The 25,785-nt window shown below is 65.1% G+C and carries 21 protein-coding genes, 1 rRNA gene and 1 pseudogene; 11 read left to right on the top strand and 12 right to left on the bottom strand.

Annotated features, from left to right (window positions below; all coding sequences use genetic code 11):
- Window positions 1-12 precede the first annotated feature (12 nt).
- A complete protein-coding gene (locus tag ACY8GK_RS19490) occupies window positions 13-987 on the top strand; it encodes a 2-hydroxyacid dehydrogenase (protein ID WP_196181254.1) in 975 nt (324 codons plus the stop codon).
- 47 nt (window positions 988-1,034) lie between these two features.
- Here ACY8GK_RS19490 and ACY8GK_RS19485 read toward each other — a convergent pair whose 3' ends face one another.
- Window positions 1,035-1,937 (bottom strand): DMT family transporter, encoded by a 903-nt coding sequence (locus ACY8GK_RS19485; protein WP_462401848.1) that lies wholly within the window; start codon window positions 1,935-1,937, stop codon window positions 1,035-1,037.
- 136 nt (window positions 1,938-2,073) lie between these two features.
- Between ACY8GK_RS19485 and ACY8GK_RS19480 the strand changes: the two genes are divergently transcribed.
- Entirely contained in the window at window positions 2,074-2,943 is an 870-nt protein-coding gene (locus ACY8GK_RS19480) for a helix-turn-helix domain-containing protein (RefSeq protein ID WP_462401847.1), read from the top strand.
- An 11-nt stretch (window positions 2,944-2,954) separates the two neighbouring features.
- Here the strand turns inward: ACY8GK_RS19480 and ACY8GK_RS19475 are convergent, their stop codons facing one another.
- The 4 genes from ACY8GK_RS19475 to mdaB all read right to left on the bottom strand — a co-directional run bounded on the left by ACY8GK_RS19475 (window position 2,955) and on the right by mdaB (window position 5,846).
- Complete coding sequence (locus ACY8GK_RS19475) at window positions 2,955-3,281, bottom strand: DUF3325 domain-containing protein (RefSeq protein WP_196181251.1); 327 nt, start codon at window positions 3,279-3,281, stop codon at window positions 2,955-2,957.
- A complete protein-coding gene (locus ACY8GK_RS19470) occupies window positions 3,281-4,855 on the bottom strand; it encodes a PepSY-associated TM helix domain-containing protein (protein ID WP_462401846.1) in 1,575 nt (524 codons plus the stop codon). Before ACY8GK_RS19470 ends, ACY8GK_RS19475 begins: the two co-directional genes overlap by 1 nt.
- Window positions 4,852-5,157: a DUF3649 domain-containing protein gene (locus ACY8GK_RS19465; protein WP_196181249.1), complete on the bottom strand. Its 306-nt coding sequence runs from the start codon at window positions 5,155-5,157 to the stop codon at window positions 4,852-4,854. The genes ACY8GK_RS19470 and ACY8GK_RS19465 overlap by 4 nt, the downstream gene beginning before the upstream one ends.
- 86 nt (window positions 5,158-5,243) lie before the next feature.
- Window positions 5,244-5,846: an NADPH:quinone oxidoreductase MdaB gene (mdaB, locus tag ACY8GK_RS19460; protein WP_462401845.1), complete on the bottom strand. Its 603-nt coding sequence runs from the start codon at window positions 5,844-5,846 to the stop codon at window positions 5,244-5,246.
- A 175-nt stretch (window positions 5,847-6,021) separates the two neighbouring features.
- Between mdaB and ACY8GK_RS19455 the strand changes: the two genes are divergently transcribed.
- Window positions 6,022-6,336, top strand: coding sequence for a putative quinol monooxygenase (locus ACY8GK_RS19455; protein WP_196181247.1), 315 nt, complete (start codon window positions 6,022-6,024; stop codon window positions 6,334-6,336).
- Here the strand turns inward: ACY8GK_RS19455 and ACY8GK_RS19450 are convergent.
- Window positions 6,326-7,090 (bottom strand): sulfite exporter TauE/SafE family protein, encoded by a 765-nt coding sequence (locus ACY8GK_RS19450; RefSeq protein ID WP_462401844.1) that lies wholly within the window; start codon window positions 7,088-7,090, stop codon window positions 6,326-6,328. The genes ACY8GK_RS19455 and ACY8GK_RS19450 overlap by 11 nt on opposite strands.
- 187 nt (window positions 7,091-7,277) lie before the next feature.
- Here ACY8GK_RS19450 and ACY8GK_RS19445 point away from each other — a divergent pair, with 187 nt between their 5' ends.
- The 5 genes from ACY8GK_RS19445 to ACY8GK_RS19425 all read left to right on the top strand — a co-directional run bounded on the left by ACY8GK_RS19445 (window position 7,278) and on the right by ACY8GK_RS19425 (window position 11,836).
- Complete coding sequence (locus tag ACY8GK_RS19445) at window positions 7,278-7,883, top strand: CDP-alcohol phosphatidyltransferase family protein (RefSeq protein ID WP_196181243.1); 606 nt, start codon at window positions 7,278-7,280, stop codon at window positions 7,881-7,883.
- A gap of 29 nt (window positions 7,884-7,912) precedes the next feature.
- The gene (locus ACY8GK_RS19440; RefSeq protein ID WP_196181241.1) at window positions 7,913-9,667 is read left to right on the top strand and encodes a bifunctional alpha/beta hydrolase/class I SAM-dependent methyltransferase; all 1,755 of its coding nucleotides are present in this window, start codon (window positions 7,913-7,915) and stop codon (window positions 9,665-9,667) included.
- A 155-nt stretch (window positions 9,668-9,822) separates the two neighbouring features.
- The gene (locus ACY8GK_RS19435) at window positions 9,823-10,446 is read left to right on the top strand and encodes a lysophospholipid acyltransferase family protein (protein WP_196181239.1); all 624 of its coding nucleotides are present in this window, start codon (window positions 9,823-9,825) and stop codon (window positions 10,444-10,446) included.
- Window position 10,447: 1 nt separating this feature from the next.
- Window positions 10,448-11,380 carry a phosphatidate cytidylyltransferase gene (locus tag ACY8GK_RS19430; protein WP_196181237.1) on the top strand — a complete coding sequence of 311 codons (933 nt, stop codon included), beginning with the start codon at window positions 10,448-10,450 and terminating at the stop codon, window positions 11,378-11,380.
- Between the two features lie 111 nt (window positions 11,381-11,491).
- The gene (locus ACY8GK_RS19425; protein ID WP_196181235.1) at window positions 11,492-11,836 is read left to right on the top strand and encodes a cupin domain-containing protein; all 345 of its coding nucleotides are present in this window, start codon (window positions 11,492-11,494) and stop codon (window positions 11,834-11,836) included.
- A 160-nt stretch (window positions 11,837-11,996) separates the two neighbouring features.
- On the opposite strand, the gene mmsB is transcribed toward ACY8GK_RS19425, so the two are convergent.
- On the bottom strand, window positions 11,997-12,902 hold the full coding sequence (gene mmsB / locus ACY8GK_RS19420) for a 3-hydroxyisobutyrate dehydrogenase (RefSeq protein WP_196181233.1): 906 nt from the start codon (window positions 12,900-12,902) through the stop codon (window positions 11,997-11,999).
- 11 nt (window positions 12,903-12,913) lie between these two features.
- Window positions 12,914-14,440 (bottom strand): CoA-acylating methylmalonate-semialdehyde dehydrogenase, encoded by a 1,527-nt coding sequence (locus tag ACY8GK_RS19415; protein ID WP_462401843.1) that lies wholly within the window; start codon window positions 14,438-14,440, stop codon window positions 12,914-12,916.
- Between the two features lie 134 nt (window positions 14,441-14,574).
- On the opposite strand from ACY8GK_RS19415, the gene ACY8GK_RS19410 reads away from it, so the two are divergent.
- Both ACY8GK_RS19410 and ACY8GK_RS19405 read left to right on the top strand, forming a co-directional pair.
- Window positions 14,575-15,522, top strand: coding sequence for a LysR family transcriptional regulator (locus tag ACY8GK_RS19410; protein WP_196181229.1), 948 nt, complete (start codon window positions 14,575-14,577; stop codon window positions 15,520-15,522).
- A gap of 224 nt (window positions 15,523-15,746) precedes the next feature.
- Window positions 15,747-15,919 (top strand): annotated as a pseudogene (locus ACY8GK_RS19405) (polymorphic toxin type 44 domain-containing protein); the annotation flags it as partial.
- Between the two features lie 231 nt (window positions 15,920-16,150).
- Here ACY8GK_RS19405 and recD read toward each other — a convergent pair.
- From recD to recC, 3 genes are read right to left on the bottom strand one after another with little or no spacing between them, the layout of a single operon-like run.
- Complete coding sequence (recD, locus tag ACY8GK_RS19400) at window positions 16,151-18,220, bottom strand: exodeoxyribonuclease V subunit alpha (protein ID WP_196181622.1); 2,070 nt, start codon at window positions 18,218-18,220, stop codon at window positions 16,151-16,153.
- Window positions 18,217-21,912 carry an exodeoxyribonuclease V subunit beta gene (gene recB / locus ACY8GK_RS19395; RefSeq protein ID WP_462401842.1) on the bottom strand — a complete coding sequence of 1,232 codons (3,696 nt, stop codon included), beginning with the start codon at window positions 21,910-21,912 and terminating at the stop codon, window positions 18,217-18,219. The genes recD and recB overlap by 4 nt, the downstream gene beginning before the upstream one ends.
- A complete protein-coding gene (gene recC, locus ACY8GK_RS19390; protein ID WP_462401841.1) occupies window positions 21,909-25,373 on the bottom strand; it encodes an exodeoxyribonuclease V subunit gamma in 3,465 nt (1,154 codons plus the stop codon). Before recC ends, recB begins: the two co-directional genes overlap by 4 nt.
- Here recC and ACY8GK_RS19385 point away from each other — a divergent pair.
- Complete coding sequence (locus ACY8GK_RS19385; protein ID WP_462401840.1) at window positions 25,372-25,626, top strand: hypothetical protein; 255 nt, start codon at window positions 25,372-25,374, stop codon at window positions 25,624-25,626. The genes recC and ACY8GK_RS19385 overlap by 2 nt on opposite strands.
- On the opposite strand, the gene rrf is transcribed toward ACY8GK_RS19385, so the two are convergent.
- A 5S ribosomal RNA gene (gene rrf / locus ACY8GK_RS19380) occupies window positions 25,615-25,730 on the bottom strand. The two genes, ACY8GK_RS19385 and rrf, sit on opposite strands and share 12 nt — an antisense overlap.
- Between the last annotated feature and the right edge of the window lie 55 nt (window positions 25,731-25,785).

Here is a 25,785-nt window from a genome sequence, read left to right as displayed (position 1 = left end):
GAGAAGTCGCCGATGAAAAAGACCGTCCTGGCCTTCAGCCGCATCACCCCGGCCATGGCCGAGCGCCTGCAGCACGATTTCAACGTGATCCTGCCCGACCCGGCCGTGGGCGATCTCAACGCCCAGTTCAACGAGGCGCTTCCCGAGGCGCACGGGCTGATCGGCGTCGGGCGCAAGCTCGGTCGCGCCCAGCTCGAAGGCGCGGCCCGGCTGGAGGTGGTCTCGAGCGTATCGGTCGGCTACGACAACTATGACCTGGCCTACTTCAACGAACGCGGGATCGCTCTGACCAACACCCCCGACGTGCTCACCGAAAGTACCGCGGACCTTGGCTTCGCCCTGATCATGGGCAGCGCCCGACGCATCGCCGAGCTCGATGCCTGGACCAAGGCCGGGCATTGGAAGGCCAGCGTGGCCCCGGCGCATTTCGGCAGCGACGTGCATGGCAAGACCTTGGGAATCGTCGGCATGGGCAACATCGGCGCGGCGATCGCCCGACGTGGTCGCTTCGGTTTCGGCATGCAGGTCCTGTACAGCGGCAACAGTCGCAAGACCGCGCTGGAGCAGGAGCTCGGTGCCCAGTACCGCAGCCTCGACCAGCTGCTGGCCGAATCCGACTTCGTCTGCCTGGTGGTGCCGTTGAGCGATGCCACGCGCAAGCTGATCGGCGCGCGCGAGCTGAAGCTGATGAAGCCCAGCGCCTTCCTCATCAATATCGCCCGGGGCCCGGTGGTGGACGAAGCGGCGCTGGTCGAGGCACTGCAGGCCGGTACCATTCGTGGCGCCGGGCTGGACGTCTACGAGAAGGAGCCGCTGGCCGACTCGCCCCTGTTCAGTCTGCCCAACGCCCTGACCTTGCCGCACATCGGCTCGGCCACCGCCGAAACCCGTGAAGCGATGGCCAACCGGGCGATGGAGAACCTGCGCTCGGCCCTGCTCGGCGAGCGCCCACGGGACCTGGTCAATCCGCAGGTCTGGAAAGGTTGAGGCTACGTTCTTCCAGGCCGTTTCGAGGAGTTGGCACTTCACCCCATTCAACGCGTCAGCGCGGCCGTGCGTCCAGGCACGGCCCGGGGCTTGCGGAACACCAGCACGTTGCCCGCCATCACCAGCAACAGGCCGAGCAGCGCCGGAGTGGTCCATTGGTAGCCTTCGGCGAACGCCGAGACGTTGAGCGCGACCAGGGGAAACAGCACGGTGCAATAGGCGGCGCGCTCGGGACCCATGCGCCCGACCAGGGTCAGGTAGGCAGTAAAGCCGATCACCGAGCCGGGAATCACCAGGTACAGCAGCGAGCCGACATAGCGGCTGCTCCAGTCCATGCCGAAGGGAACACCGTCGATCAGGCAATACACGGCCAGCATGCTGGCACCGTAGAGCATGCCCCAGGCGTTGCTGGTCATCGGCCTGAGCCCGGCTTTCTGCTGCACGCTGGAAAGCAGGTTGCCGGCCGAGAAGCACAAGGTGCCGAGCAAGGCCAGGCCCAGGCCCAGCAGGGTCTGGCGACTGGCCGCGTGCGCGCCTAGTTCGGGCCAGAACAGCAGCGCGAGCCCAAGCAGTCCGCAGGCGCCACCGCCGAGCACGTTGGCAGCGATGCGCTGCCTGAAGAACAACCAGGCATTGAGCGCGTTCCACAAGGTCGCGGTAGAGAACACCACGGCCACCAGGCCGCTGGCGATCCATTGGCTGGCGGTCAGAAAGCACATGAAGTTGACGCAAAACAGGCACAAGCCCTGGGCCAGGCAAACCAGGTGGGCACGCTTGCCCATCGGTTGCAGGCGACGGCTTAGCAGCAGGATGACGAACAGTATCAGACCGGCCAGGGCGAAGCGGTAGACGATCGATACCGGGATGGCGACCACGCCCAGCTGGAGTTTCAAGGCGATCCACGTGGTACCCCAGATCAATACGGTCAACAGATACAAGAACAGGTTCATCGGCGGCGCTCCTTGATCGAGGCGCCCAGTGTCCGCCCGAACCGCAACGGCCGGCTTGCGCAAACTTGCGCTTTTGCACGCTCGCCTGCTGCTAGCGGGACGATGGCGCAGTAGGATGTACGCGGAGGAATCACCCATGACGCCACTCAACCAGCTGCAGGTCTTCAATGCCATGCACGCTTCGCCGCACGCCCGCCTGGAACTCGGCGCGCAGCTGGGCGACGGCCTGGCCGCGGCATTGTGGAGCAATCGCGACGACGCCCGCGACTACCAGGCGCCCAGCCACCATACCCTGTCATGCTACATCGCCGATGGCACCGGCACCTTTCGTCGCCAGCGGCCGGCCGACAAGGGCGCGCCGGACAAGCTGTGCATCATGCCCGCCGGCCATGAGTCCAACTGGATCGTCAACGGCGCGATCCGCCTGGCGCACCTGTACATCAGCGAAGAGCAGTTCGCCCTCGGCTGCGTCCGCCTGCTCGACCGCGAACCTCGGGAGATGCAGCTGCAAGAAGCGACCTTCGTCGACGACCGCCAGCAGGCGGCGCGCTTTCGCCAGCTGGTCGCCCTGGACTGGCGCGAGCCGGGCGAGCGCCTGCTGGCCAGCAGTCTGGGGCACGACATCATCGACCATGCGCTGCTCAGCCAGGCTGGCCCGCGCAGCGGCCTGCGTCTCAAGGGCGGGCTGGCGCCGCACCAACGGCGACAACTGGCCGACTACATCGAAGCGCACCTGGAACAGCCGATCACGCTCGGCGAACTGGCCACGCGCTGCAACCTGTCCGAATACCACTTCGCCCGCATGTTCCGGACAAGCTTCGGCGTGCCGCCCCATCGCTACCTGCTGACGCGGCGCATGCACCGGGCCTGTCGGCTGCTGCGTGGCGGGGACTTGGCGCTGGGCCAGATCGCCCTGCTATGCGGCTTCGCCAGTGCCAGTCACTTCAGCAACCGCTTCCGCCTGGCCATGGGGGCGACGCCAAGCGACTACCGCGGCGCGTTCTGAGCAGCGCCAACTCAGGCCTGCAGCAGCACCAGGAGCGAACCGGCCAGCCAGCTCGTCGCGGCCAGGCCAAGCAGCAGGCGCGGCTGGTAAGGCAGGCCGAAGACCCACAAGGTCACGCTGGCCATCAGTACCGCGAACCATTCCACCAGGCCATGGGCCCAACCGCGCAAGTGCACGGCAAGGACCAGCGACAACAGTAGCAGGGCCCAGCCGCCCGCTCGCAGCACGCGGGTCTGCGCTTGGCGGGGCTTGCGGCCAAGCAGGTCGTTGAAATGCTTCTCCATGGCCAGGCACAGCGCGGCGAAGCCGGAAAAACCAAGCAGGGCAACGCTTAGCATCAGTCCATCTCCGGTTCGGCGCCAGCACGCTCGGATGCTCTCGGTGCGCGCTTGGCCAGCGGCCGCGGCGCCTTGAGCATCTGGCTGCCAACCCAGGCCAGGAACAGGGCGCAAGCCAGGGCAGTCAGGTCGAAGCCCGCCATGGCCCAGTCACCCACGGCGATGGAGTGATCCAGGCCCTGGCCAGTGGTCACACCGTTGAGCACCGGCAGCGCGCCGAACAGCGCCGCGCCCAGCAGCAACTGTTCGGCCCAGGCACGCCGGCCCGGGCGCAGGGCGGCGTGAAGCAGCGCTGCCGCCCAGGCCAGGAAGAACACCTTGACCTCCCAGTCGCCTCGCCCCTCGAGGGCAATCGGCAGCAAGCGGTTGGCCTGGAAGAACGCCGCCACGGCGATCATCAGCCCGCTCATGCTGGCGATGTTGAGCACCTCGACCAGCCGCAGTTCGCCCGGCATGCCCTGGCTCTTGGCGTGCTTGAGCTGGCGCTTGCCCAGCCACATGACCAGGCCGGTGCCGATGACCGCCGTGCCGGCGACGCCGAAGACGAAGTACAGCCAGCGCAACCAGGGCCCGGCGAAGTGGCCCATGTGCAGGCCGACGAAAGTGAACGAAGTCATCATCGCCAGGCTTTCCGGCGCACCGCCCGACAGCTGCTGGCCACTGACGCCATCGAAGGTCCAGCTTTCGCTGCGCTTGTAGGGAACGCTATCGGCCGATGAGCGAGCGAAGCTCACCCGAGCGTTGCGGTCGCCTGGATTTTGGACCTGGATGAAGCCCATGCGCGCCCCAGGCGCCTGCTCCCCGACCTTGGCGTACAGGGCCGGCAGCGCCACCAACGACGCCGGCTCGCCGGCTGCCGGGGGCGCCTGGACGACGCCGAGCAGGTCCTTGAAGTAGCCGCTCGGACTGCCATAGCTGGCGAGGATGGGCGCCGGCATCACCATGTACATGAAGATCACCAGGCTGCTGTAGCTGATCATCAGGTGGAACGGCAGCACCAGCACGCCAATGGCGTTGTGCCCATCGAGCCAGGAGCGCTGGCCCTTGCCTGGGCGGAAGGTGAAGAATTCCTTGAAGATCTTCTTGTGGGTGATGACGCCCGTCACCAGGCCCAGCAGCATGATGAAGGCACAGAAGGTCGACAGCCAGCGGCCCCAGGGGTGCGGCATCTGGAGCTGGAAATGGAAGCGGTAGAAGAATTCGCCGCCCCGGCTATCGCGCGCCAGGACTTGCTCGCCGCTCTGGGCATCGAGCTCCTTGCTGACGAAGCCGCCTCGCCCGACTGCGTCCCTGGCGCGCCAGCCGACGCTCAGCGCGGCCTCGCGTTCGCTGGGCAGACGGATGAACCAGCTGGCCGCATCCGCGGCATTGGCCTGCAGGTAGCGTTGGGCCATGGCAAGACTGGCCGCCGGGTCGAGCGCGTGGCTGCGGATTTCCGGCTTGGTCCAGTGATCGATCTCTTCCTTGAAGTAAGACAGCGTCCCGGTCAGGAAGATGGCGAACAGCAGCCAGCCGAAGATCAGCCCGACCCAGGTGTGCAGCCAGGCCATGGCCTGGCGCAGGCCCTCTTTCATGGGTTTTTCATCCAGTAGGCCAAGCCATCGACCAGCCCCAGCGCCAGGCTCGGCGCCAGCACGCCCAGCCAGGCGCGCGTCGCGCTACGACAGGCGAAGCACCAGATGAATGCCAGCAGGTAGAACAGGAAGGACAGCAGCAGGCCGGTGAGCACCGCGTCGACCTGGGCCAGCGGGCTGAGCAGCGCAATGCAGGTGCTGGCCAGCGACGCCAGCAGGTAGCCCCCCAGCAAGGCAGCCAGGCTGCGCGAGGTCACGGCCAGTCGATAGTCGAGCGCAAGCCCGGCGGCTTTGCTTTTCATGGTGAGTTCCGATTGAGCGGGTCACCGATAATAATGATTTCAATTCTCACAAGCAAAGCACTGTTACATCTGCCTGCCGGATCGGTTCACTCGCCGTGGCCGGGAGCCTGGCCGAAGACCGTGGCCAGATGCGCCTCGTAGGCTGCCAGTGTCGCCGGCACGTCGGGCCGCTTCATCACGTCCACGGCCACGAAAGTCGGCAAGCCGCTCATGCCGAGGAACTGGTTGGCCTTGTGGAAAGGGAAATACACGGCATCCACGCCCTTGCCCTCGAAGAAGTCGCTCGGATCGTCGAACGCTTGCTGCGGCGCGTTCCAGGTGGCGCTGATCATGTAGCGCTTGCCATGCAGCAGGCCGCCGCTGCCGTATTTCTGCGAAGCGTCCGCGCGGGTACGTCCGTCATTGGCGTAGAGGCTGCCATGCCCGGAGGTGAACACTTCGTCCAGGTACTGCTTGACGGTCCATGGTGCCCCCATCCACCAGCCGGGCATCTGGTAGATCACCACATCGGCCCAGAGGTAGTTCTCGACCTCTTGCTCGACATCGTAGCCACCGTCGATGAAGGTCTGGCGTACTTCATGGCCAGCTCGGTCGAAGTACCCCAGGGCCGCTTCGTGCAGGGTCTGGTTGAGTTGGCCAGCGGAATGGGCGAAACGTTTGCCACCATTGAGTAGCAGGATCTTGTTCATGCAATGCCTCTGCGAGTCGGTTTCGGTCAGCGACCAGATTTTTCGATGGCCGGCAGGTTAGAGGCTGCGCTGCGCTGGAAAAAGACGATGGCAGTCAAATGTGCTTTGCCTGCACCGCATGAATCGACAGTGTATTGTTGTTCCGGAAACATTTAACTGCCCAAGGGAGCGCCCGATGACCACCCACCATGCATTTCTTCTCAAGGCCAAGACACGCCCGGAGCAGGCCGACGCCTTCGAGGCATTGCTGCGCCCCCATGTGGAGCCCAGCCGCCAGGAACCTGGCTGTATCGAATACCACATGTTGCGCGACCTGCAGGACCCTACCCTGTTCATCTTCTACGAAGTCTGGGCAAGCAAGGCCGACCTGGATGTGCACCTGGCCCTGCCGCACATGCGCGCGTTCTTCGAGCAGCGCATGGACTACCTGGAACAGGACCTGGAGATCCAGCAAGTGGAAATGCTCAGCCCTTCCTCGGCTAGCCGTTGAGCAACAGGTGTGTGCCCAGCAGTGCCAGGCCAATGAAGAAGCAGCGCCGGAACAGCGTTGGATGGATCCGTCGACGCAGCCACTGGCCGCAGAACATGCCCAGCAGCGCGGGCACGAACATCAGCAGCGAGGCCCCCAGGGCCTGGCCGCCGAGGGCTGACTGGCCAGCCAGGCCAAACGCCAGAGCGATGGTCGACACGGTGAACGACAGGCCCAGCGCCTGGACCATCTCGTCGCGCGCCAGCCCCAGCGCCTGCAGGTAGGGCACCGCAGGCATCACGAACACGCCGGTGGCCGCCGTCACCACGCCCGTGACCAGGCCGCACAGCGGGCCGAGCCAGCGCTCGTGCCGAGGCGCGATACGCAGCTGCGGCCCGCTGAGGCCGTACACGGCATAGACCAGCAGCGCGCCGCCCAGCGCATGCGCCGCCCAGGGGCCACTGTCGATGCCCAGCCAGAGGCTGCCCAGCAACGTACCAACGACGATCATCGCCAGCAGGCTCCCCAGCCTGCGCAACAGCCCCAGCAGATGCCCGCCCGAAGCCAGTTGCCACAGATTGGTCAAGGTCGAAGGCACGATCAGCAGCGCTGCCGCCTGTGCCGGAGGCATGGCCAGGCCGAGCAGGCCCATGGCGATGGTCGGCAGGCCCAGGCCTATGACTCCCTTGACCATGCCCGCAAGCACGAAGGTCAGTATCACCAGCAGTGACAACCAGGACCCCAGATCCTGGTAGAACGCGAAAAGATTCGACATGGCTGTCCTTTGCCCTGGCAGGGGACGTTGAAGAAGCCGCCATAGTGGCATTGGTCATGCCGTCCAGGCGACAGCCATGATGCTGACCGGCCCGTCGCACAGGTCCGGCTTGCCGAGCGAGCTCTCTTTTCCCCACAATCGGCACCTGGACTGGCATGCAGCCATGACCCGGAAAAGGAGCGTTCCCGTGCCGTCGATCTACCAGCTCAAACCCCGCTTCCAGGCGCTGTTGCGGCCTTCGGTCAAGCGTCTTCATTCACGCGGCGTCAGCGCCAACCAGGTGACCCTCGCAGCCGGCGGCATCTCGGTACTGCTGGGGCTGTTGCTGGCCTGGCGCGCCGATGTCGCCTGGCTGTTCCTGCTGGTACCGCTGTGGATGCTACTGCGCATGGCCTTGAACGCGATCGACGGCATGCTGGCCCGTGAGTTCGGCCAGCAGTCCAGGCTTGGCGCTTATCTCAACGAACTCTGCGACGTGGTCGCCGATGCCGCCCTCTACCTGCCCTTCGCCTTGCTCCCAGGCGTTTCGCCGACGCTGGTGGTCCTGGTGGTGATCAGTGCCCTGCTGAGCGAATACGCCGGAGTCATGGGCCCGCTGGCAGGCGCATCACGGCGTTACGACGGGCCGATGGGCAAGAGCGACCGGGCCTTTGCCTTCGGTGTGCTGGGCGCGGGCGTCGCCTTCGGCTTGCTGGCCGCGACATGGATCAACGGCCTGCTGGCGCTCATCCTCGTGCTCTCGATCCTCACGCTGGGCAACCGGGTCCGCCAGGGCCTGGCACAGGCCAGCTGAATCCCTGCGGTCAGACAAGGACCTTGCCCATGCGTCAGGCACAATCGCTGCACTTCACCACCCACGATGGCGTCGAGCTGCACTACCGTCATTGGCCGGCCATCGGCAATGAACATCAGCCACGCCGCGCGGTGCTGATGTTCCACCGCGGCCATGAGCATGGGGGGCGCATGGCTCACCTGGTCGATGAACTGGACATGCCAGGTTATGACTTTTTCGCCTGGGATGCGCGCGGCCATGGCCAGTCGCCCGGCGAACGTGGCGACAGCCCGGGTTTCGCCACCAGCGTGCGCGATGTGCAGACCTTCATCGACCACGTGCAGGCACGCCACGGCATGGTCCAGGAGGACATGGTGGTCCTGGCGCAGAGCGTCGGCGCCGTGCTGGTGGCCACCTGGGCCCACGACTACGCACCCCGGGTGCGCTGCCTGGTGCTGGCCTCGCCAGCCTTCGAGGTCCGGCTCTACGTGCCGTTCGCCCGCGCCGGGCTCAAGCTGCTCAAGGCGCTGCGGGGCAACTTCTTCGTCAATAGCTATGTCAGGCCGCGCCTGCTGACCCACGACCCACAGCGGGTGATGTCGTATCTGGCCGACCCGCTGATCAGCCGACCGATCTCGGTCACCATGCTGCTGGGGCTGCAGGAAGCCGCCGAGCGGATCGTGGCCGACGCCCAGGCGATCCAGGTGCCGACCCAGCTGCTGGTGTCCGGCGCCGACCTGGTGGTCGAGCAGGCGCCCCAGCGGCGCTTCTTCGAACGCCTGGGCAGCGCGCGCAAGGAGCTCCATGTGCTGCCTGGCTTGTTCCACGATACGCTCGGGGAACGCGATCGCACCCATGTCCTGGCGCGGATCGAAAGGTTCGTCGAGCACTGTTTCGAAAGGCCGGCGCCGCGCCCTGCCCTGCTCGACGCCGACAAGGTCGGCGCCAGTTGCGCCGAAGCCGAGAGCCTGGCGGCGCCGTTGCCGCGCGGCTCGCTGCGGGGCCTGTACTGGAGCGCCACGCGCGCCGGCCTGCGCCTGGCCAAGGGCTGGTCGGCCGGCGTCAAGCTGGGCTTCGACAGCGGCTTCGATTCTGGCAGCACGCTCGATTATGTCTATCGCAACCAGCCGACCGGCAAGGGCCGCCTGGGCCGCGCGATCGACCGGACCTACCTCGATTCGATCGGCTGGCGTGGCATTCGCCAACGCAAGCTGCACGTCGAGCAATTGCTGCGCCTGGCCATCGGGCAGTTGCGCGCGCAACAACGGCCGGTGCATATCGTCGACATTGCCGCCGGGCACGGCCGCTACGTGCTCGAAGCGTTGCAGCAGCTCGAGTGCCTGCCTGATTCGATCCTGCTGCGCGACTACAGCGCGGCGAACGTGCGGCAAGGCGAGGCGCTGATCGCGGAAAAAGGCCTGGCCCAGATCGCCCGCTTCGTCCAGGCCGATGCCTTCGACCGGCAGAGCCTGGCCAGCCTCGATCCGCGACCGACCCTGGCAGTGGTCTCCGGGCTCTACGAACTGTTCGCCAGCAACCAGCTGGTCGGCCAGTCCCTGGCCGGATTGGCCGAGGCGGTCGAGGATGGCGGCTACCTGGTCTACACCGGCCAGCCCTGGCACCCGCAACTGGAAATGATCGCCCGCGTCCTGACCAGCCACCGCGACGGCCAGGCCTGGGTCATGCGCCGGCGCAGCCAGGCCGAGATGGACCAGCTGGTGGAGGCCGCAGGCTTTCGCAAGATCACCCAGCGTATCGACCAGTGGGGCATCTTCAGCGTCAGCCTGGCGCAGCGGGTGCGCTGACGCGCGAGGGGCCGCGTGGTGGCGGCCCTGGCCGACTCGAACCGACCTTTGAGACCTTGACCCCGTACCACGCTCCCAGGCCAGCAACGCAAGCGCCCGCGACCAGCCCCTGGCAGCCCTATCGACACTTTCACTGACAGGACGACACCCGTGCCATGTTCGCCGAACTGACTGCCTTTCTGATCACCTCCGCCGCGCGCCTGATCACCGGAGCCCGCGCCCTGTGGCTCGGCTGCACGCCACAACCGGTCCGGCGCCTGTACTTCGCCAACCACACCAGCCATGGTGACTTCGTGCTGCTCTGGGCCTCGCTGCCAGCGGCGTTGCGCCGACGCACCCGCCCGGTGGCTGGCGCCGACTACTGGAACAAGCCTGGAGTCCGCGACTTCCTGATCCGCGAGGTCTTCAACGGCGTGCTGATCGAACGCAAGCCTGGCCAGACCCACGACAACCCCCTGCAGCCGGCCCTGGATGCGCTGGCGCAGGGAGACTCGCTGATCTTCTTTCCCGAGGGCACGCGCAACCTGGGCGACGAGCCGCTGCTGCCGCTCAAGAGCGGTTTGTTCCACCTGGCCACGGCGCAGCCGGAGGTAGAGCTGGTGCCGGTATGGATCGCCAACCTCAACCGGGTCATGCCCAAGGGCCGCGCCCTGCCCCTGCCGCTGCTGTGCACCTTGAGTTTTGGCGAACCCCTGCGCCTGCATGCCGACGAGAGCAAGCAGGCTTTTCTCGAGCGGGCCAGCCAGGCCTTGCTGAACCTGGCTGAAAAGGACGCCTGAGATGGACGAAAATACCCTTTCGCTGTTCGCCGGAATCGGTGCCCTGCTGCTGCTCGCCAGCCTGATCGGGCGGCTGCTCAAGTGGCGCGCAGGTCCCACTCCACATGCCGTGATCGACAACCTCAACGCCCGTATCAATGCCTGGTGGGTGATGGTGCTGGTGATCGGTATCGCCTTCCTGTTCGGCAAGAACGGGGTGATCGTGCTGTTCTACCTGGTGTCGTTCTACGCCTTGCGCGAGTTCATGACGCTCACACCGACCCGCCGCAGCGACTATCCGGCGCTAGCCGCGGCATTCTACGTCGCGCTGCCGCTGCAGTACCTGCTGATCGCCATGGACTGGTATGGGCTATTCAGCATCTTCATCCCGGTCTACCTGTTCCTGCTGCTGCCGATCCTGGCCACGCTCGGCGGCGATACCACGCGCTTTCTCGAACGTGCCTCGAAGGTCCAGTGGGGACTGATGATCGCGGTCTACTGCCTGTCGGCGGTACCGGCGCTGATGACGTTGGAAATTCCCGGCTACCAGGATCGCAACCTGCTGCTGATCGCTTGGCTGATCATCGTGGTGCAGCTTTCCGATGTGCTGCAGTACGTGTGCGGCAAGCTGTTCGGCAAGCGCAAGGTAGCACCGAGCCTGTCGCCCTCGAAGACCGTGGAGGGGCTGGTCGGCGGTATCGCCCTGGCCATCGCGATCGGTGCCTCGCTGTACTGGATCACGCCCTTCACCTTCTGGCAGGCGGCGGCAATGGCTCTGGCGGTGACGAGCATGGGCTTCTTCGGCGGGCTGGTGATGTCGGCCATCAAGCGCGACCGCGGCGTGAAGGACTGGGGCCACATGATCGAAGGCCATGGCGGCATGCTCGACCGCATGGACTCGGTATGCTTCGCCGCGCCGATCTTCTTCCACTTCGTGCGCTACTGGTGGGCCTGACGCGTCGGGGATAGCGCGCACAGACAACTGCAGGTCGAGCCCAGGCATCCGGGGCGCGGGCGCGCGCCCTAAGGTGACGAGTCTTTCAGCCACCCCCCTGGAGCCTTGCCAATGTCCGACTTCATCACCGTCATGCGCGAAACCTGTCCCACCCCGGTGCTGGACGCTACCAAGTGGAAACGCATCGGCGGCGACCCGCATACCGTCAACCTCAACGCCTACCTGTCGGCCGACGGCAGCAAGATCATGGGCACCTGGATCTGCACCCCGGGCAAGTTCGAAGTCAATTATGAGAAATGGGAGTACTGCCACTTCCTCGACGGCTATTGCATCATTACGCCCGAAGGGGAAGCGCCCAAGCACCTGAAAGCCGGCGATGTGTTCGTCATCGAGCCAGGCATGAAAGGTACCTGGGAAGTGGTCGAGACCGTGCGCAAGTACTTCGTCTTTGCCTGACCACAGCGTGGCCGGCCGCGGGCCCGCACGGCGGGCCGAATGGTTGCCAGGCGGACCTGCTCCATTTTCCTGGCACGCCCCGCGCACAGGCAACTGTCGTACAAGCCTGCCGGATGCTGGGGCCGCTGCGCGCCCTATCGCGGCACGCCGGCCACCGCTCTCAGTCGCTGTCCCCGTTTCGTTGTTTTCGGCGATAGCCTTCGACGATTGCCGAGAAATCCTTGGCGCCGTCGCCGCGCAGGCTCATGGCCTGGTACAGCTGCTGGGCCACGGCGCCCAGGACCACCGGCTGGCGTGCCTGGCGCGCGGCCTCGGTGGCCAGCCCGAGGTCCTTGAGCATCAGCTCGGCGCCGAAGCCACCGGTGTAGCCACGCGAGGCCGGTGCGCCTTCGATCACGCCCGGCCACGGGTTGTAGGTATCCGAACTCCAGCAACGGCCGGTGGAGCTGTTGATGATGCCGGCCAGCACCTGGGTGTCGATGCCAAGCGCATTGCCCAGTGCCATTGCCTCCGAAACGCCGATCATCGAAATGCCCAGCAGCAGGTTGTTGCAGATCTTGGCGATCTGCCCGGTGCCCACTTCGCCGCAGTGCACGATATTGCGCCCCATCCTTTCCAGCACCGGCTTGAGCGTGGCGAACAGCTGCGGCGTGGCCCCGACCATGAAAGTCAGGGTGCCGGCCGCCGCGCCGCCGGTACCGCCGGAAACCGGGCCATCACCCATGTCCACGCCTGCCTTGGCTGCAGCCTGCGAGACCTCGCGGGCGGTCTGCGGATCGATGGTGCTGCAGTCCAGCGCCGGGGTGCCGGGACGAATGCCGGCCAGAACCCCGTCTTCGCCCAGGTAGACGCTACGCACATGTTGCGCCGCTGGCAGCATGGTGATCACCAGTTCGCTGCTGGCAGCGGCCTCCCTGGGCGACGTGCTGACTTGCCCGCCCAGTTCCGCCAGCTCGGCCAGCACCTGCTGGTTGAGGTCGTACAGATTCAGCGAATGGCCGGCCTTGATCAGGTTGCGGGCCATGGGCGCGCCCATGTTGCCCAGGCCAATGAACGCAATATGCATGGTGGGCCTCCTCAGCGCAGGCTGATGGTGGTGTTAACGCCATCACCGGTGCTGTCGTCGTCGAACCAGCGGGCGGTGACCGTCTTGGTCTGGGTGTAGAACTGCACGACCTGCTTGCCGTAGGGCCCCAGATCGCCGAGCTTGGAGCCGCGCGAGCCAGTAAAGCTGAAGAATGGCACTGGCACGGGGATGGGGATGTTGATGCCTACCTGGCCGACATCGATCTCGCTCTGGAACTTGCGCGCGGCGGCGCCGCTCTGGGTGAACACGCCGGTGCCGTTGCCGAAGGGGTTGGCATTGACCAGGGCGATGGCCTCGTCGAGGGTGTCGACCTCCATCACCACCAACACCGGCCCGAAGATTTCCTGGGTATAGACTTGCATGCCGGTAGTCACTCCGGAAAGCAGCGTCGGGCCGATGAAGTTGCCCTGTTCAAAGCCCGGCACCTGCACGTCGCGGCCATCCAGCTCCAGCCGGGCGCCCTCGTCCAAGCCGCTCTGGATCAGCCGCAGCACCCGTTCCTTGGCGCGCCTTGAGACCAGTGGGCCGACATCGGTGCCCGGTTCGCTGCCGGCATTGACCTTGAGCTTGCCAGCGGCCGCGACGATGTCCGGCAGCCACTGCCGGGCCTGGCCGACCAGCACCGCCACCGAGGTCGCCATGCAGCGCTGCCCGGCGGCGCCGAAGGCCGCGCCGACCAGCGCATTGATGGTCTGCGTCCGGTTGGCGTCAGGCAGCACCACGGCATGGTTCTTGGCGCCCATCATCGACTGCACGCGCTTGCCATGCTGGCTGGCCAGGTTGTAGACGTGGGTACCGACTTCGGTCGAGCCGACGAAGGAGATCGCCTTGATGTCGCGGTGGGTACAGAGCGCGTCGACCACCTGCTTGCCTCCATGCACCACGTTGAGCACCCCTGGTGGCACACCGGCTTCCAGCGCCAGCTCGACCAGTTGCACGGTCGACAGGGGATCCTGTTCGGAAGGCTTGAGCACGAAGGTATTGCCGCAGACGATCGCCATGGGGAACATCCACAGCGGAATCATGGCCGGAAAGTTGAACGGTGTGATGCCTGCGCAGACGCCGATGGGCTGGCGCAGCGTGTAGGTATCCACGCCGCCCGCGACATTCTCGGCGAATTCGCCCATCTGCAAGGTCCCGATGGAGGCCGCATGTTCGACCACCTCCAGCCCGCGGAAGATGTCACCTTCGGCATCGGCCAGGGTCTTGCCCTGCTCGGCGCTGAGCGTCGCGGCGATGCGCTTGCTGTGTTCGCGGATCAGCGCCTGCAGCTTGAGCATGATGCGCATGCGCGCGCCGATCGGGGTGTCGCGCCAGGTCGTGAAGGCGCGTTGGGCAGCAGCGACCGCGGCGTCGACTTCCCCGACCGTGGCGAACGGTACGCGGGCCAGGACCTGCTGGGTGGCCGGGTTGACCACATCGCGCCATTCGGTGGTCTTCGACTCGAGCCACTGGCCGTCGATCAACAGCCTGACCTGCTCGACCTTGGCCTGGTCAGGGGTATGGGGTGTGTTCATCTGCGCTCTCCTTGGAATTGTTGTCGGAACGAGATCGTCAGCGCCGGACCTGCGCAGGGCGCTTGGGGAATGGGCCTGCATCGAGTATAGATGTGCAAACATCCAACAAGAACGCACAAAAAAGCCGGATCAACATGCAAAAAGACCTTGCCTCTCTCGGCGCGCTGAACTGGGACGACCTGAAGTTCTTCCTTGAAGTGGCACGGACTCGAAAGGCCAGCAGCGCCGCCAGGCGCCTGGGCGTCGACTACACCACCGTGTCCCGGCGCATCGCTTCGCTGGAGCGCGCACTGGGCACGCTGCTGTTCGAGAAGTCGCGCGCCAGCGGCTTCGTCCTCACCGCCGAGGGCCAGCGGCTGCTGGGCTTCGCCGAGTCGATGGAAAGTACCTTGCACATGGCCTGCGAACAGGTGTCCGGCTCAGGCGTGGCCTTGTCGGGGCATGTGCGCATGGGCTGCACCGAAGGGTTTGGAAGCTTTTTCATCACCCCTCAGCTGAGCCATTTCGTCGATGCCTATCCGGCCATCTCGGTGGACATCCTGCCGCTGCCGCACTTCATCAGCCTGTCCAAGCGCGAAGCCGACCTCGTCATCGCCCTGGAACGCCCCGAGCACGGTCCTTATGTCTGCTGCAAATTGTGCGACTACCGCCTGCGCCTCTATGCCACCCACGAATACCTGGACACCCACGAGCCGATCCAGCGAAGCGCCGACCTGGCCCGCCATCGATTCATCAGCTATGTCGACGACCTGGCCTTCAGCTCCGAACTGCTGTACCTGGCCAACCTGATCCCCGAGGCCAGCGCCCAGCTACGCAGCACCAGCGTGATCGCCCAGTACACCGCAGCCCTTCGAGGACGGGGGCTGGCGATCCTGCCTTGTTTCCTGGCTGCGCAGGACCCGCGGCTGGTGGCCTTGCTGCCGGAGCAGATCGAGATTACCCGGCATTTCTGGATGTATTGCCGGGAGGATTTGAGGAAGCTCAAGCGGATCACGTTGCTTTGGGATTACATTCGCGAGGTGACCGAGCGCAATCAGGGACTGTTGAGAGGCGAGACCTGTGAGATGCGGTTTGCCGACTGACAGCTTTCACGTCGTTAGGGATGCTCCGATCAACTTGCCGCGCGGAGGCGGTGAGTTGATCGGAGCATCCCTAGGCTTTGTACGCAAAGTCGCCGAGCGGCGATCAGGCAAGGCGAAAACAGACGAGGAACGGCCGGGGTCGCGCTCGACTTTACGGGTTGTAAATGAGCATTCCGAGCCTGTTTTCAACGTAGCCTGATCATCGCGCAGGCACTTTTCGTACAAAGCCTAAAGACCAGTGGAGCTACCGGGGCCAAATCGGATGCCGAATGTTGATGGCCTGAGGGCGCGGGATGATGCGCCTGACCGAACCTCTATTAGTATTGGGGTGAAGCTGTACCGGCAATATCCCAATGGGGGCATAACGGCGAAGATAATCATGGGCGAAGTTCTTGCAGAAAGGGGTGTTGCTCGCTGTAGGAAACCGCGAAGCAGTCGCCCTGCCGCTTCTGAAGGGCGCCACCGCCCTGACCTTTCATCAACGCCATTGGCAGGCGCTCTGGCAAGCGCAGCGTGGTCGGGGGCAGGTGCTGAGCACCTGACGCGCGATTATCGACACGCGATGGAGGGCCTGTAGGACCTCGACCGATGAATGCTACCCACCAATGCGCGCACTTCCCACGTTTTCTCAGCGGGGCGCAGTCGGCTCCAGCATCAGCCCGCTGAGGCGCCGCACCCGGCGGTTCACTGCGTCCTCGAACACGCCCGGACGCGGTTCGACCAGCGTGAACCAACGCCGCGCCCGGGTGATGCCGGTGTAGACCAGCTCCTTGGTCAGTACCGGGTTGAGCGCGTCCGGCAGGATCAACGCGGTGTGTTCGAATTCCGAGCCTTGGGACTTGTGCACGGTCATGGCATACACGGTTTCCACATCGGTGAGGCGGCTGGGCAGTACGAAGCGCACGCCACCCTGGCCATCGTTGCGGGGGAAGGCCACTCTCAAGGTGAGCCGGTCGCTATCCTCCGCTTCCGGCAGGCGCAGGGCCACGCCGATGTCGCCATTCATCAGCCCCAGACCGTAGTCGTTGCGGGTCATCAAGACCGGACGACCCTCGTACCAGTGGTGATCGCTTTCGACCAGGCCGGCCCCAAGCAGAGCACGCGTGGCCCGCTGGTTGATCGCTTCCACACCCCACGGCCCCTTGCGCACCGCGCAGAGCAGACGGAAGCGGTCGAACGCGGCGAGCACTTCGGCGGCCCAGCCCAGCCAGGCGGGATTGGCCAGCGGCGTGGTGGCGGGCGGTCTTTGCCGCTGCAGCACATCGAAGTACTGGCGATAGCCTGCGGCACTCCCACGGCCACGCCCGCTACCGCTGAGCAGCAGCCTTTCCAGAGCATGGTCTTGCTCGCCTTGCAGACGACAGCTGGTGATGTCATCGAAGCGCGTATCGGTCAAGACGCGGCGGGCATCGGCAGCGCGTTGCTCATTGACCGCCCGGGCCAATTCGCCGATGCCACTGCCTTCGGCGAAACGCCGGGAGTGGCGCAGCATCACCAACTGCTGGGCCAGGGCATGCTCAGTCGGGTCCCCCTCGCGCAGCCCCGAGGCGTCCAGAGGCTGGCCGGCGACCGTCTCCAGCCAGGCCCAGGTCGCCGGGCTGTAGAATCCGGCCTCCGCATCGCGACACAAGTCGCCGAGCACCGCCCCGGCTTCTACCGAGGCCAGTTGGTCCTTGTCCCCCAGCAGCACCAGGCGCGCCTGCGGCGGCAGGGCTTCGAGCAGGTTGGCCATCATTTCCAGGTCGATCATCGAGGCTTCGTCGACCACCAGGACATCCAGTGGCAGCGGGTTGCCTCGGTGATGCCGAAAATGCCGAGTGCCAGGCCGGCTGCCCAACAGACGATGCACCGTGGTCACTTCGCTGGGAATCCGTGCCTTGATTGCCTGTGCCACCTCCAGGCCTTGCACCTGGGCGCCGATCGACTCGGTGAGGCGGGCGGCAGCCTTGCCGGTAGGCGCTGCCAGACGGATGCGCAATGGCCGCCCGGCTTCGACCCGAGGCCCCTGCAGCAACGCCAGCAGACGCACCACCGTGGTGGTCTTACCGGTGCCTGGCCCACCGGTGATGATGCTCAGGGCGGCGCGGGAGGCCAGGGCGCATGCCAGTTTCTGCCAATCGATCCCCTCGGCGGCGGGCGTCGGGAAGAGCCTGGCCAGGCGCATGGGCAAATCGTCCGGCACCTGCGACGGCGAGGCGAGGCGCGACCGCAAGGCGCTTTCCACGGCGCGCTCGTAGGTCCAATAGCGGCGCAGATAGAGGCGTTCGCCGCTGAGGACCAACGGCCTGTCGCTCGGCCCGTGCTGACCGTGAGCGACCAGGGCCGATGCCTGCAAGGCCTGGATCCACTGACTGAGGGCAAGGCCGGCCAGCATGCTGGAGGGCAAGACCTCAGTGCTGAGGCTGTCTTCGCCTTCCGGCGGCAGCGACAATGCAAAGTCTGGTTCAGCCAGGGTCTGCGCCAGGTCGAGACAGACATGGCCGTGACCCAGCTGATGACTGGTCAAGGCCGCGGCGAGCAACACCAACGGCTGCGTGGAAGCAGCCTGCTCGGCCAGAAAGCGCACCAGGGCCAGGTCCAGCGGGCGCAGCCAGCCCTGGCCGACCCAGCGCTCCAGCAGGGCGAAAAGGCCAGCGCTGGAAGCCAGGGACGGCAGCGCTTCGGCCATCGACGGGGTGCTTGCGGGCAGATCGTTCATGGCCGGGCCTCTGCGAAAAGATCAGCCTGGGCACCGGGTATCAGCGCCTGAAGCTTGCCTTGGAACAGCAAGTCCAACTGTTCGATCAAGACTTTGGGTGGACGGCTGAAGTGCACGCCTCGGCTACGGGCACTGAGCCCGCGCAAGAAAATGAACAACGCACCGCCCACATGGCGGTCGTAGTCATAGTCGGCCAAGCGAGCCTTGAGCTGGCGATGCAAGGCCAGCAGATAGAGCACGTATTGCAAGTCGTACCGGTGTTCGAGAATGGCCACTTCCATGGCGGCGGGCGAATAACTGGCGTCTTCGGCTCCCAGCCAGTTGGACTTGTAGTCCGCTACGTAATAGCGACCTTGGTGTTCGAAGCACAAGTCGATGAAGCCCTTGAACAGCCCATTGAGGCGGTTGCCTTCGGCGGCGGCACGTGGCGCTGCGTCGTGGGTGTACTGGCGAACCAGGCTGTCGAGCCGCATCACGTCGACCTCGCGACTGGCGAACCAGAACTCCATTTCGTAGCGATAATCCTCCAGCTCGAGCAGGCGCACCTCGGCACCGTCGGCCAGTGGCAGTGGCGTGGCAAGCAAGGCGTCGAGCCAGTGCTCCAAGGTCGGTATCCAGCCGTCCCAGCCGCGTGCGGCGCAGCGCCGGGCCAAGGTATCGCGCAGAGTCTCTGGATGCTCGGCCGCTTGGCCGAAGCCTTCGCGCGCAGCCCACTCCAGCAGGCCGTGGAGGAAGGTGCCAGGGTGCGGCCCACGCGGGAACCGATGAATGGAGCCGTGGCCAGGCGCGACCTCGGTGGCATTGCCCAGGGGTTCGTCATCGAGCAGGTTCTGCGCCTTCAGGCTGTCCGGCGCCCACTCGCCCTCGACGCTGTCGGCAATGCGCAGGGCGCTGTAGGAAGCGATCCACCAGTGCTCGGCGGCGCGCCTGGCCGGTTCGCGTGCCGGTTGCAGCCGCTGTTCGTCACGGGGTGGCACATACACTTGGCCGTTGACGGCAGGCAATGCCTGCACCTGCATGGCCGGGCAAGCGCCCCGCATCTCAGCCAGCCAGTCGGTCAGATCGCCAGAGGCTTGCAGTGGAGCGCCGCCGCCAAGCAGGTAGCCCAAGGCCGAGCGGTGCAGGACCGAGCGGCTGTCCCGGCCGCGCTTGAGGTCCGCCACACCCAGCCAGCAAGCGTATTGCGCTCGGGTCAGCGCCACGTAGAGCAAGCGCAGGTCTTCGCCCAGGCGCTCGTCGTCGGCAGCGGCGATGGCGGCTTCGTCCGGGCTCATGCTCACCCGTCGCTCACCTTGGTCATCGTGCCAGCTGATCGGCAGTCGGCTACCGTCCACCGGCCGGGCGCTACAGACGAACGGCAGGAACACCAAGGGATATTCCAGGCCTTTGGACTTGTGGATGGTCACCACCTTGACCAGTTGCTCGTCGCTCTCCAGGCGCACCACCTGCTCCTCTCCACCTTCGACCTGGCTGGTCAAACGTTCGGCCAGGTAGCGAATCAGCGCCTGCTCCCCGTCCAGCTCAGCCGACGCTTGCTGCAGCAGCTCGGTCAGATGCAGCAGGTTGGTCAGTACGCGCTCACCATCGCTCCTGGCGGTCAGGCGTGCCGGCAATTGGAAATCATGCAGCAATCGTCGCAACATGCTCAGCACGCCTTGTTCTCGCCAGAGCGCGCGGTATTCACGGAACTGCATCACCCGTGCCTCCCACGCCAGCTCGTTGCGGTTGAGCGCATCCAGCTCGGCCAAGGGCTGGGCCAAGCTGACGCTGGCCAGCGCGGCCCGCAGCAAACGGTCCGCATCCGGCTCGGCGCAGGCCCGCAGCCAGGCCAGCACATCCACGGCCTCCTGGCTTTTGAATACGGACTCCTTGTCGGAGAGGTAGACGCTGCGTACCCCGCGCGCACGCAACTGCGAGCGTATGGCCTGGGCCTCGCCACCATCGCGCACGAGGATGGCGATATCCGACGGGACCAACGGGCGCTGTTGACCTTCGCGGGTGACGAAGCCGCATTGGCCCGCCTTGCCTAGCTCTAGCAGGCGGACGATTTCGCTGGCGCAGGCCGGCGCCAACTGTTCCCGATACGTGCCGTTGGCTACCGGTTTGTCACTGGACAATGCCCAGAAAGTCAGCGCAGATTGCGCCTGGCCTTGCACCTGGAGCGCGTCCTTGCGGCCTTGTGCGGCCACGGACAGGAAGGGCACCGGATTGTCACTGGCGTCACGGAAAAGGAAGGCGCCACGCCCTTCGGGCCTGGCTTCGGCATGCTCGAACACGCGGTTGACCGCGGCCACCAGGGCCTCGGTGGAACGGAAGTTGGTACCCAGGCTGTGCAAACGTCCGGTACTGGCGCGCCGCGCGCGCAGGTAGGTGTGGATATCCGCGCCACGGAAAGCATAGATCGCCTGCTTGGGGTCTCCGATCAGGAAGATGCCCAAGTCCTGACGGTTTTGCTCGATCTGGTAGATCCGCTCGAAAATGCGGTATTGCACCGGGTCGGTGTCCTGGAATTCGTCGATCAGCGCCACCGGAAACTGCTCGCGAATGACCTGGGCCAGTGCTGGGCCCGACTCGCCCCGCAGGGCCGCATCCAGGCGCAGCAACATGTCATCGAAGCCCATTTCGGCCCGCCGGCGCTTTTCGCTTTCGAAGCGCGCAGCCACCCAGGTCGCGGCATGATCGAGGGCCTCCGTGCCAGGATCAGGTAGCTGCTGCAAGCGTTCACGCAGGGTCAGCATGGCGTCCAACGCGGCATGGCTGGGAGGTTCGGTTTTCCAGGCTTCGGCCATCCCCTCGGGGGTGAGGCGCTCGAAACCCTTGCCGATGTCGAGCAGATGGATATCTGGCGTCGCATGCCAGTGCGCCAACGCCTCCAACCACGGCTCGAAGTAGCGCGGCTGCAGTTTGCGAGCGTCCACGGCCTTGTCGGCGATGCCTTGCAGCAAGAGCGCGCGCAGTTCCTCGACCCAGGCGCCCCAGGGCTGCTTGATCCGGGCGAGTTCATCCTGGCGCCGGCGCAGGCCAGTCTTGATGTGCTGGGCAGGGTGGGCATCGTCATCGAGCGGACCCGCGCCGCCAAGCAAACCTTTCAGCCGGGTCAGCAGGGCAGCGGGCGACTTCCAGTGCTCCCGGACCCAGCCCAAGGTCTCTCCCGTCATGCCGTAGCAGAACTGTCGCCAGTAATCGCGCACCACTTCGTTGAGCAGCTCGCTGTGATCGGTTTCCAGGCTCTGAGTGAACAGGCTGCCACTGTCGAAGGCGTGCTCGCGCAACATGCGCTGGCACCAGCCATGGATGGTCGAGACCGCGGCTTCGTCCATCCACTGCGCGGCGGCGTCCAGCTTGCTGGCGCAGAGCGGCCAGGCGTCGATGGGGTAGTCAGCCCGCAATTGGCCTACCAGGGCATCCGGCTCGGCAATCTCGTCGCGAAAGAACTGCGCCGCCTGGGCCAGGCGAGCCCTGATACGATCTCGCAACTCCTTGGTGGCGGCGTCGGTGAAGGTCACCACCAGGATCTGGGGCGGCAGCAATTCGCGGCCGAATCCGCTATCGCCCAGCCCGTGTCCCAATACCAGGCGCAGGTACAGGGCCGAGATGGTGAAGGTTTTGCCAGTCCCAGCACTGGCTTCGATCAACTGGCTGCCGCGCAGGGGAAAGGTCAAGGCAAGCGGGCGGCTGGCTGCTTCGCTCATCGGGCTTTCTCCTGCGCCTGAAGATCCGTCCAGGGGGCGCTGAACAGCGGTTGATAGAGCGCTTGCACCCAGCCCTCGAAGGACTCGTCGGCAGTGAGCGCGGCGAAGTCCGGGTACTGGCGGGCCAGCGCCATGTCGCGGGCGCGCTCGCCGGCGCCTCCTCCAGGAAATTCCGAACCCTCGTAGGCGACCTGGGCCGCCTTGAACGCGGCCTCCCGATCCTTTCCGGCCAGGAAAGCGAACGCGGTACGCGGCGCTACCGGCAATGGCTGGCACATGCCTTGGCGCCAGGCCAACAACAGGTCGACAAGAGCGGCACGGGCGTGTTCCACGCTCAAGGGAGCCAGCAGCAATGTGGTATCGGTGGCCACCACCGCCGTATGCAGCGGCAGGCCCTCACTGCAGGCCAGCAGATGGTGCACCCAACTGTCGATCAGCCGTGACCATTTACGCCCGCCCCGGGTGTTGATTGCATTGGCCAGGAGGGTGATGCGCAACAGGGCACCGTCCTCGCCTTCATGCAAGCCAGCCAGCCAACCCTCCACTTCCAGGCCTTGAGCAGCAAAGTGCAACGGCAAGGCACTTTGCACAGGCGTGGGCCAGCGGACCAACAACGCCTGGTACCGACTGATCAAGCCTGGCAACGGGGCGATCAGCTCCGCCTGGAGCAGTTCCCCAAACCCGGCCATGGGCAGATGCCCGGCCGCCTGGAGCCTACTGGCCTGATTGCGCAGCACCTCTTCAAGCTCGGTTTCGCCACCTTGCAGGGCGGCATCCAACAGTTGGGTACTCAGGTTGTAGTGTTGCAGCCCGTCCAAGGTAAAAGGCTCGGCCTCTTCGAGAGCGCCCTGCACTTGCTCGAAGTACACCTTCAACCGTTGGGTATAGAAATGCTTGACCGGGTTGCGCAAGAAGCTCGTCAGTACCTCCAGCCCCAACGGCCCTTCTGGCACGAAGGCAGGCAAGCCGTCGGCCTGAACCCGCGGCGCGTAGGCCTCATGCACGGCCCGCCACTCTCGAGCATAACTGAACAACGCCGGCTGCCCTTCCTGGAAATAGCGGATGCTGAACGGCTGCAGAGGGTGCTCCAGGCTCAGGGCCTTGATCAACGCTTCGCCATTGGAGGGCTCGCTGCGCAAACGCCAGCCGGCAGCGAGGTGATCGCGCAGTTGGCCGACCAGCACGGACGGCGGGCGCTCCGTGTTGTCGCGGATGCTCCGGCCCACCCAGCTGATGTAGAGCTCCTTGCGGGCCGAAAGCACAGCCTCGAGCAACAGGTAGCGGTCGTCCTCTCGGCGAGAACGATCTCCCGGACGATAATCCGTGGCCATCAGGTCGAAATCCAGGGGCGGCTGGGCACGAGGGTAGTCGCCGTCGTTCATGCCCAGCAGGCAGACCATTTCGAAGGGAATCGCTCGCATGGGCATCAGGGTGCAGAAATTCACCGAACCGGCGAGAAAGCGTTGGTTCAACCCGCCCTGGTCCAGCCCCGCCAGCCAGGCTTCACGAACCACCGTCAAGGGCAGCGCCTCGACCAGCCCAACGGTCTCGCAGGCTTGCAGCCATTGATCGCGCAACTCATCGAGTTGAATGAGCAGGTACTCGGCATGCTCGTCCTCGGGCTTGAAGAAGTCGTTGACCAAGCCTTGCAAGCGCTGGCCCCAGGCTTGCGGCGCAACGGATTCGAGCAGCGCCTGGGACCAGTGGTCCAGGCGGTCGATCACGGCGAACAACGGTCCTACCAGGGCTGCGTCCAGGCCACCGACTTCGTCGTAAGGCTCTACCCCGGCGAACCCCTCCCCACCGCCGACGGCGTAGCCCAAGAGCATGCGTCGCAAGCCGAATCGCCAGCTGTTCTGTTCCATGCCCGCGGGCAAGCCCAAGGTCTTGCGCTGCTGGGCATCCAGGCCCCAGCGAACGCCAGCGCCTTCAATCCAGCTGTGCAGAACGGCCAAGGATTGCTCGGCAATGCCAAAACGCGCGCGCACGGCTGGCACGTCCAGCAGGTCAAGAATCTCGCCTACGGCAAAGCGGCTGTCGGGAAGTTTCAGCAAGTGTTCCAGGGCGATGAGCAGCGGGTCGCGCCCGCGCTGGGCCTGATCGTTCAAGGTGAAAGGAATGAACCGTTTATCGTCTCTTGGCACCTGCCCGAACACGGCGCGAATGTACGGCGCGTAACCGTTGATGTCCGGAACCATGACGATGATGTCCCGGGGCTTGAGCGCGGGATTGCTGGAAAAGCGCTGCAAGAGTTGGTCATGCAAGACTTCCACTTCTCGCTGTGCGCTATGCGCGATGTGGAAACGAACGGATGGATCCGCTTCGGGATCTACCGCTGGCCAAAGCTCACGGGTTTCGGCGAGGGGGCGCAACTCCAGAATGTCGTTCTGCAACTGACCGAGCAGAGTCTCGGTCGCCCCATCTTCGTACAGGTCGATCTTTCCATCGCTGAAAGCCCCCCGGTAGCTGTCCGGCTGATCGAACTCATCCAGCAGGGCAATGTAGTCACGCCCTTGTTTACCCCAGGCGGCCAGCAACGGCTGGGCATGCTGGTGCAAGCTGGTAGCGTCGAGCTGTAGCGGCACTCCCGGTTTGCGGCGCTGCCGACGATACTCGCGCTGTAGCAATTCCTTGTCCGCAATTATGTCTGCCCAATGATGGCGACAGGGATTGTGCACACACAACAGCACTTGGGTGAACCGGGCCAGCCCGGCCAATGCATGAAGCACCTGAGCGGGAAGCGATGAGATACCGAACACGATCACACGGCTCGGCAGGCCCGGCGGTGCTGTTTGTGCCGATAGCATGGTATCCATGTAGCGCTGGTGAACGCCCGCTCGGCTCTGGGCCATGCCTTCGACACCAACGTCTCCGAGCAGCGCCTGCCACAGTGCCGCCTGCCACTGGTTGCCTTCGGCCAGAGGGCGTGACTCACCACGACCACTGCGCAACTGATAGCGCCCTGCCGCCCAGTCTTCGAGCCAATCGGCTCGATATACCTGATATTGGTCATAGAGGTCGGCCAAACGTTGGGACAACTGGTAACGCTTGCGCATGTCCTGGTCATCGCCCAAGAAGCGCGCGAGCGGTGCGAATACAGGCTGATCGATCAGGATCGGCAACAATCGCATCAGACGCCAGGTGAGCGGTCCTTTGTCCAGCACGGACGTTTCTGGAATCTCCGAGCGGCCGAGAACGGATCGGTACAAACGCCACATGAAGCTACCTGGCAACTGCACGTCGATGGCCGCCGCCACGCCGCAGCCGCCGTCCTCGGGATCCGCCGCCAATGCCATCTTCAGCCATTGGGCGATGCCGTTGCTCTGCACCAGGGCGACCTCGTTTTCCAACGGGCGCAGCGGGTAGCGACGCATCCATTCCACTACCAGGCTACGCAAGTCGTCTGGGCGATTGCCGTGGATCACCATGAAACCGGGCGTGATGGACTCGAACTGCGACATGAGCTACCTGGAAGCGGTCAAAGGGAAACGATGCCATCTGTCCCTGGTCATCGCAACCCTGTCCGGCGCTGGGCAGCAGCCCTTGAAGCTGCCAGCCGCAACGACCAAGGCGCTGGCCCAGGCGTTCGAAGCCTTCCAGGCCAGCGCCGGATGCCCCGAGGCCACGCCCGGCTTGCCGCCTGAACCCCAGAAAGGACAAAACCCCTGGCTGCGGTCGCAGTCAGGGGTTTTGCGGAATGAATCTTGGCGATGACCTACTCTCACATGGGGAAACCCCACACTACCATCGGCGATGCATCGTTTCACTGCTGAGTTCGGGATGGGATCAGGTGGTGCCAATGCTCTATGGTCGCCAAGAAAAACGGTGCCGATCCGTCCAGGGGACGTGTCGGCCAACTCGGATGTGTGATGC

The sequence above is a fragment of the Pseudomonas sp. Marseille-QA0332 genome (assembly GCF_054950175.1).
This window is presented reverse-complemented; position numbering and strand designations above follow the sequence as displayed.

What these genes read in the sequence shown, in the direction of transcription:
- ACY8GK_RS19490 (WP_196181254.1), top strand. Translation starts at nt 13, where the DNA reads ATGAAAAAGACCGTCCTGGCCTTCAGCCGCATCACCCCGGCCATGGCC.
- ACY8GK_RS19485 (WP_462401848.1), bottom strand. Translation starts at nt 1,937, where the DNA reads ATGAACCTGTTCTTGTATCTGTTGACCGTATTGATCTGGGGTACCACG.
- ACY8GK_RS19480 (WP_462401847.1), top strand. Translation starts at nt 2,074, where the DNA reads ATGACGCCACTCAACCAGCTGCAGGTCTTCAATGCCATGCACGCTTCG.
- ACY8GK_RS19475 (WP_196181251.1), bottom strand. Translation starts at nt 3,281, where the DNA reads ATGCTAAGCGTTGCCCTGCTTGGTTTTTCCGGCTTCGCCGCGCTGTGC.
- ACY8GK_RS19470 (WP_462401846.1), bottom strand. Translation starts at nt 4,855, where the DNA reads ATGAAAGAGGGCCTGCGCCAGGCCATGGCCTGGCTGCACACCTGGGTC.
- ACY8GK_RS19465 (WP_196181249.1), bottom strand. Translation starts at nt 5,157, where the DNA reads ATGAAAAGCAAAGCCGCCGGGCTTGCGCTCGACTATCGACTGGCCGTG.
- mdaB (WP_462401845.1), bottom strand. Translation starts at nt 5,846, where the DNA reads ATGAACAAGATCCTGCTACTCAATGGTGGCAAACGTTTCGCCCATTCC.
- ACY8GK_RS19455 (WP_196181247.1), top strand. Translation starts at nt 6,022, where the DNA reads ATGACCACCCACCATGCATTTCTTCTCAAGGCCAAGACACGCCCGGAG.
- ACY8GK_RS19450 (WP_462401844.1), bottom strand. Translation starts at nt 7,090, where the DNA reads ATGTCGAATCTTTTCGCGTTCTACCAGGATCTGGGGTCCTGGTTGTCA.
- ACY8GK_RS19440 (WP_196181241.1), top strand. Translation starts at nt 7,913, where the DNA reads ATGCGTCAGGCACAATCGCTGCACTTCACCACCCACGATGGCGTCGAG.
- ACY8GK_RS19435 (WP_196181239.1), top strand. Translation starts at nt 9,823, where the DNA reads ATGTTCGCCGAACTGACTGCCTTTCTGATCACCTCCGCCGCGCGCCTG.
- ACY8GK_RS19430 (WP_196181237.1), top strand. Translation starts at nt 10,448, where the DNA reads ATGGACGAAAATACCCTTTCGCTGTTCGCCGGAATCGGTGCCCTGCTG.
- ACY8GK_RS19425 (WP_196181235.1), top strand. Translation starts at nt 11,492, where the DNA reads ATGTCCGACTTCATCACCGTCATGCGCGAAACCTGTCCCACCCCGGTG.
- mmsB (WP_196181233.1), bottom strand. Translation starts at nt 12,902, where the DNA reads ATGCATATTGCGTTCATTGGCCTGGGCAACATGGGCGCGCCCATGGCC.
- ACY8GK_RS19415 (WP_462401843.1), bottom strand. Translation starts at nt 14,440, where the DNA reads ATGAACACACCCCATACCCCTGACCAGGCCAAGGTCGAGCAGGTCAGG.
- ACY8GK_RS19410 (WP_196181229.1), top strand. Translation starts at nt 14,575, where the DNA reads ATGCAAAAAGACCTTGCCTCTCTCGGCGCGCTGAACTGGGACGACCTG.
- recD (WP_196181622.1), bottom strand. Translation starts at nt 18,220, where the DNA reads ATGAACGATCTGCCCGCAAGCACCCCGTCGATGGCCGAAGCGCTGCCG.
- recB (WP_462401842.1), bottom strand. Translation starts at nt 21,912, where the DNA reads ATGAGCGAAGCAGCCAGCCGCCCGCTTGCCTTGACCTTTCCCCTGCGC.
- ACY8GK_RS19385 (WP_462401840.1), top strand. Translation starts at nt 25,372, where the DNA reads ATGAGCTACCTGGAAGCGGTCAAAGGGAAACGATGCCATCTGTCCCTG.
- recC (WP_462401841.1), bottom strand. Translation starts at nt 25,373, where the DNA reads ATGTCGCAGTTCGAGTCCATCACGCCCGGTTTCATGGTGATCCACGGC.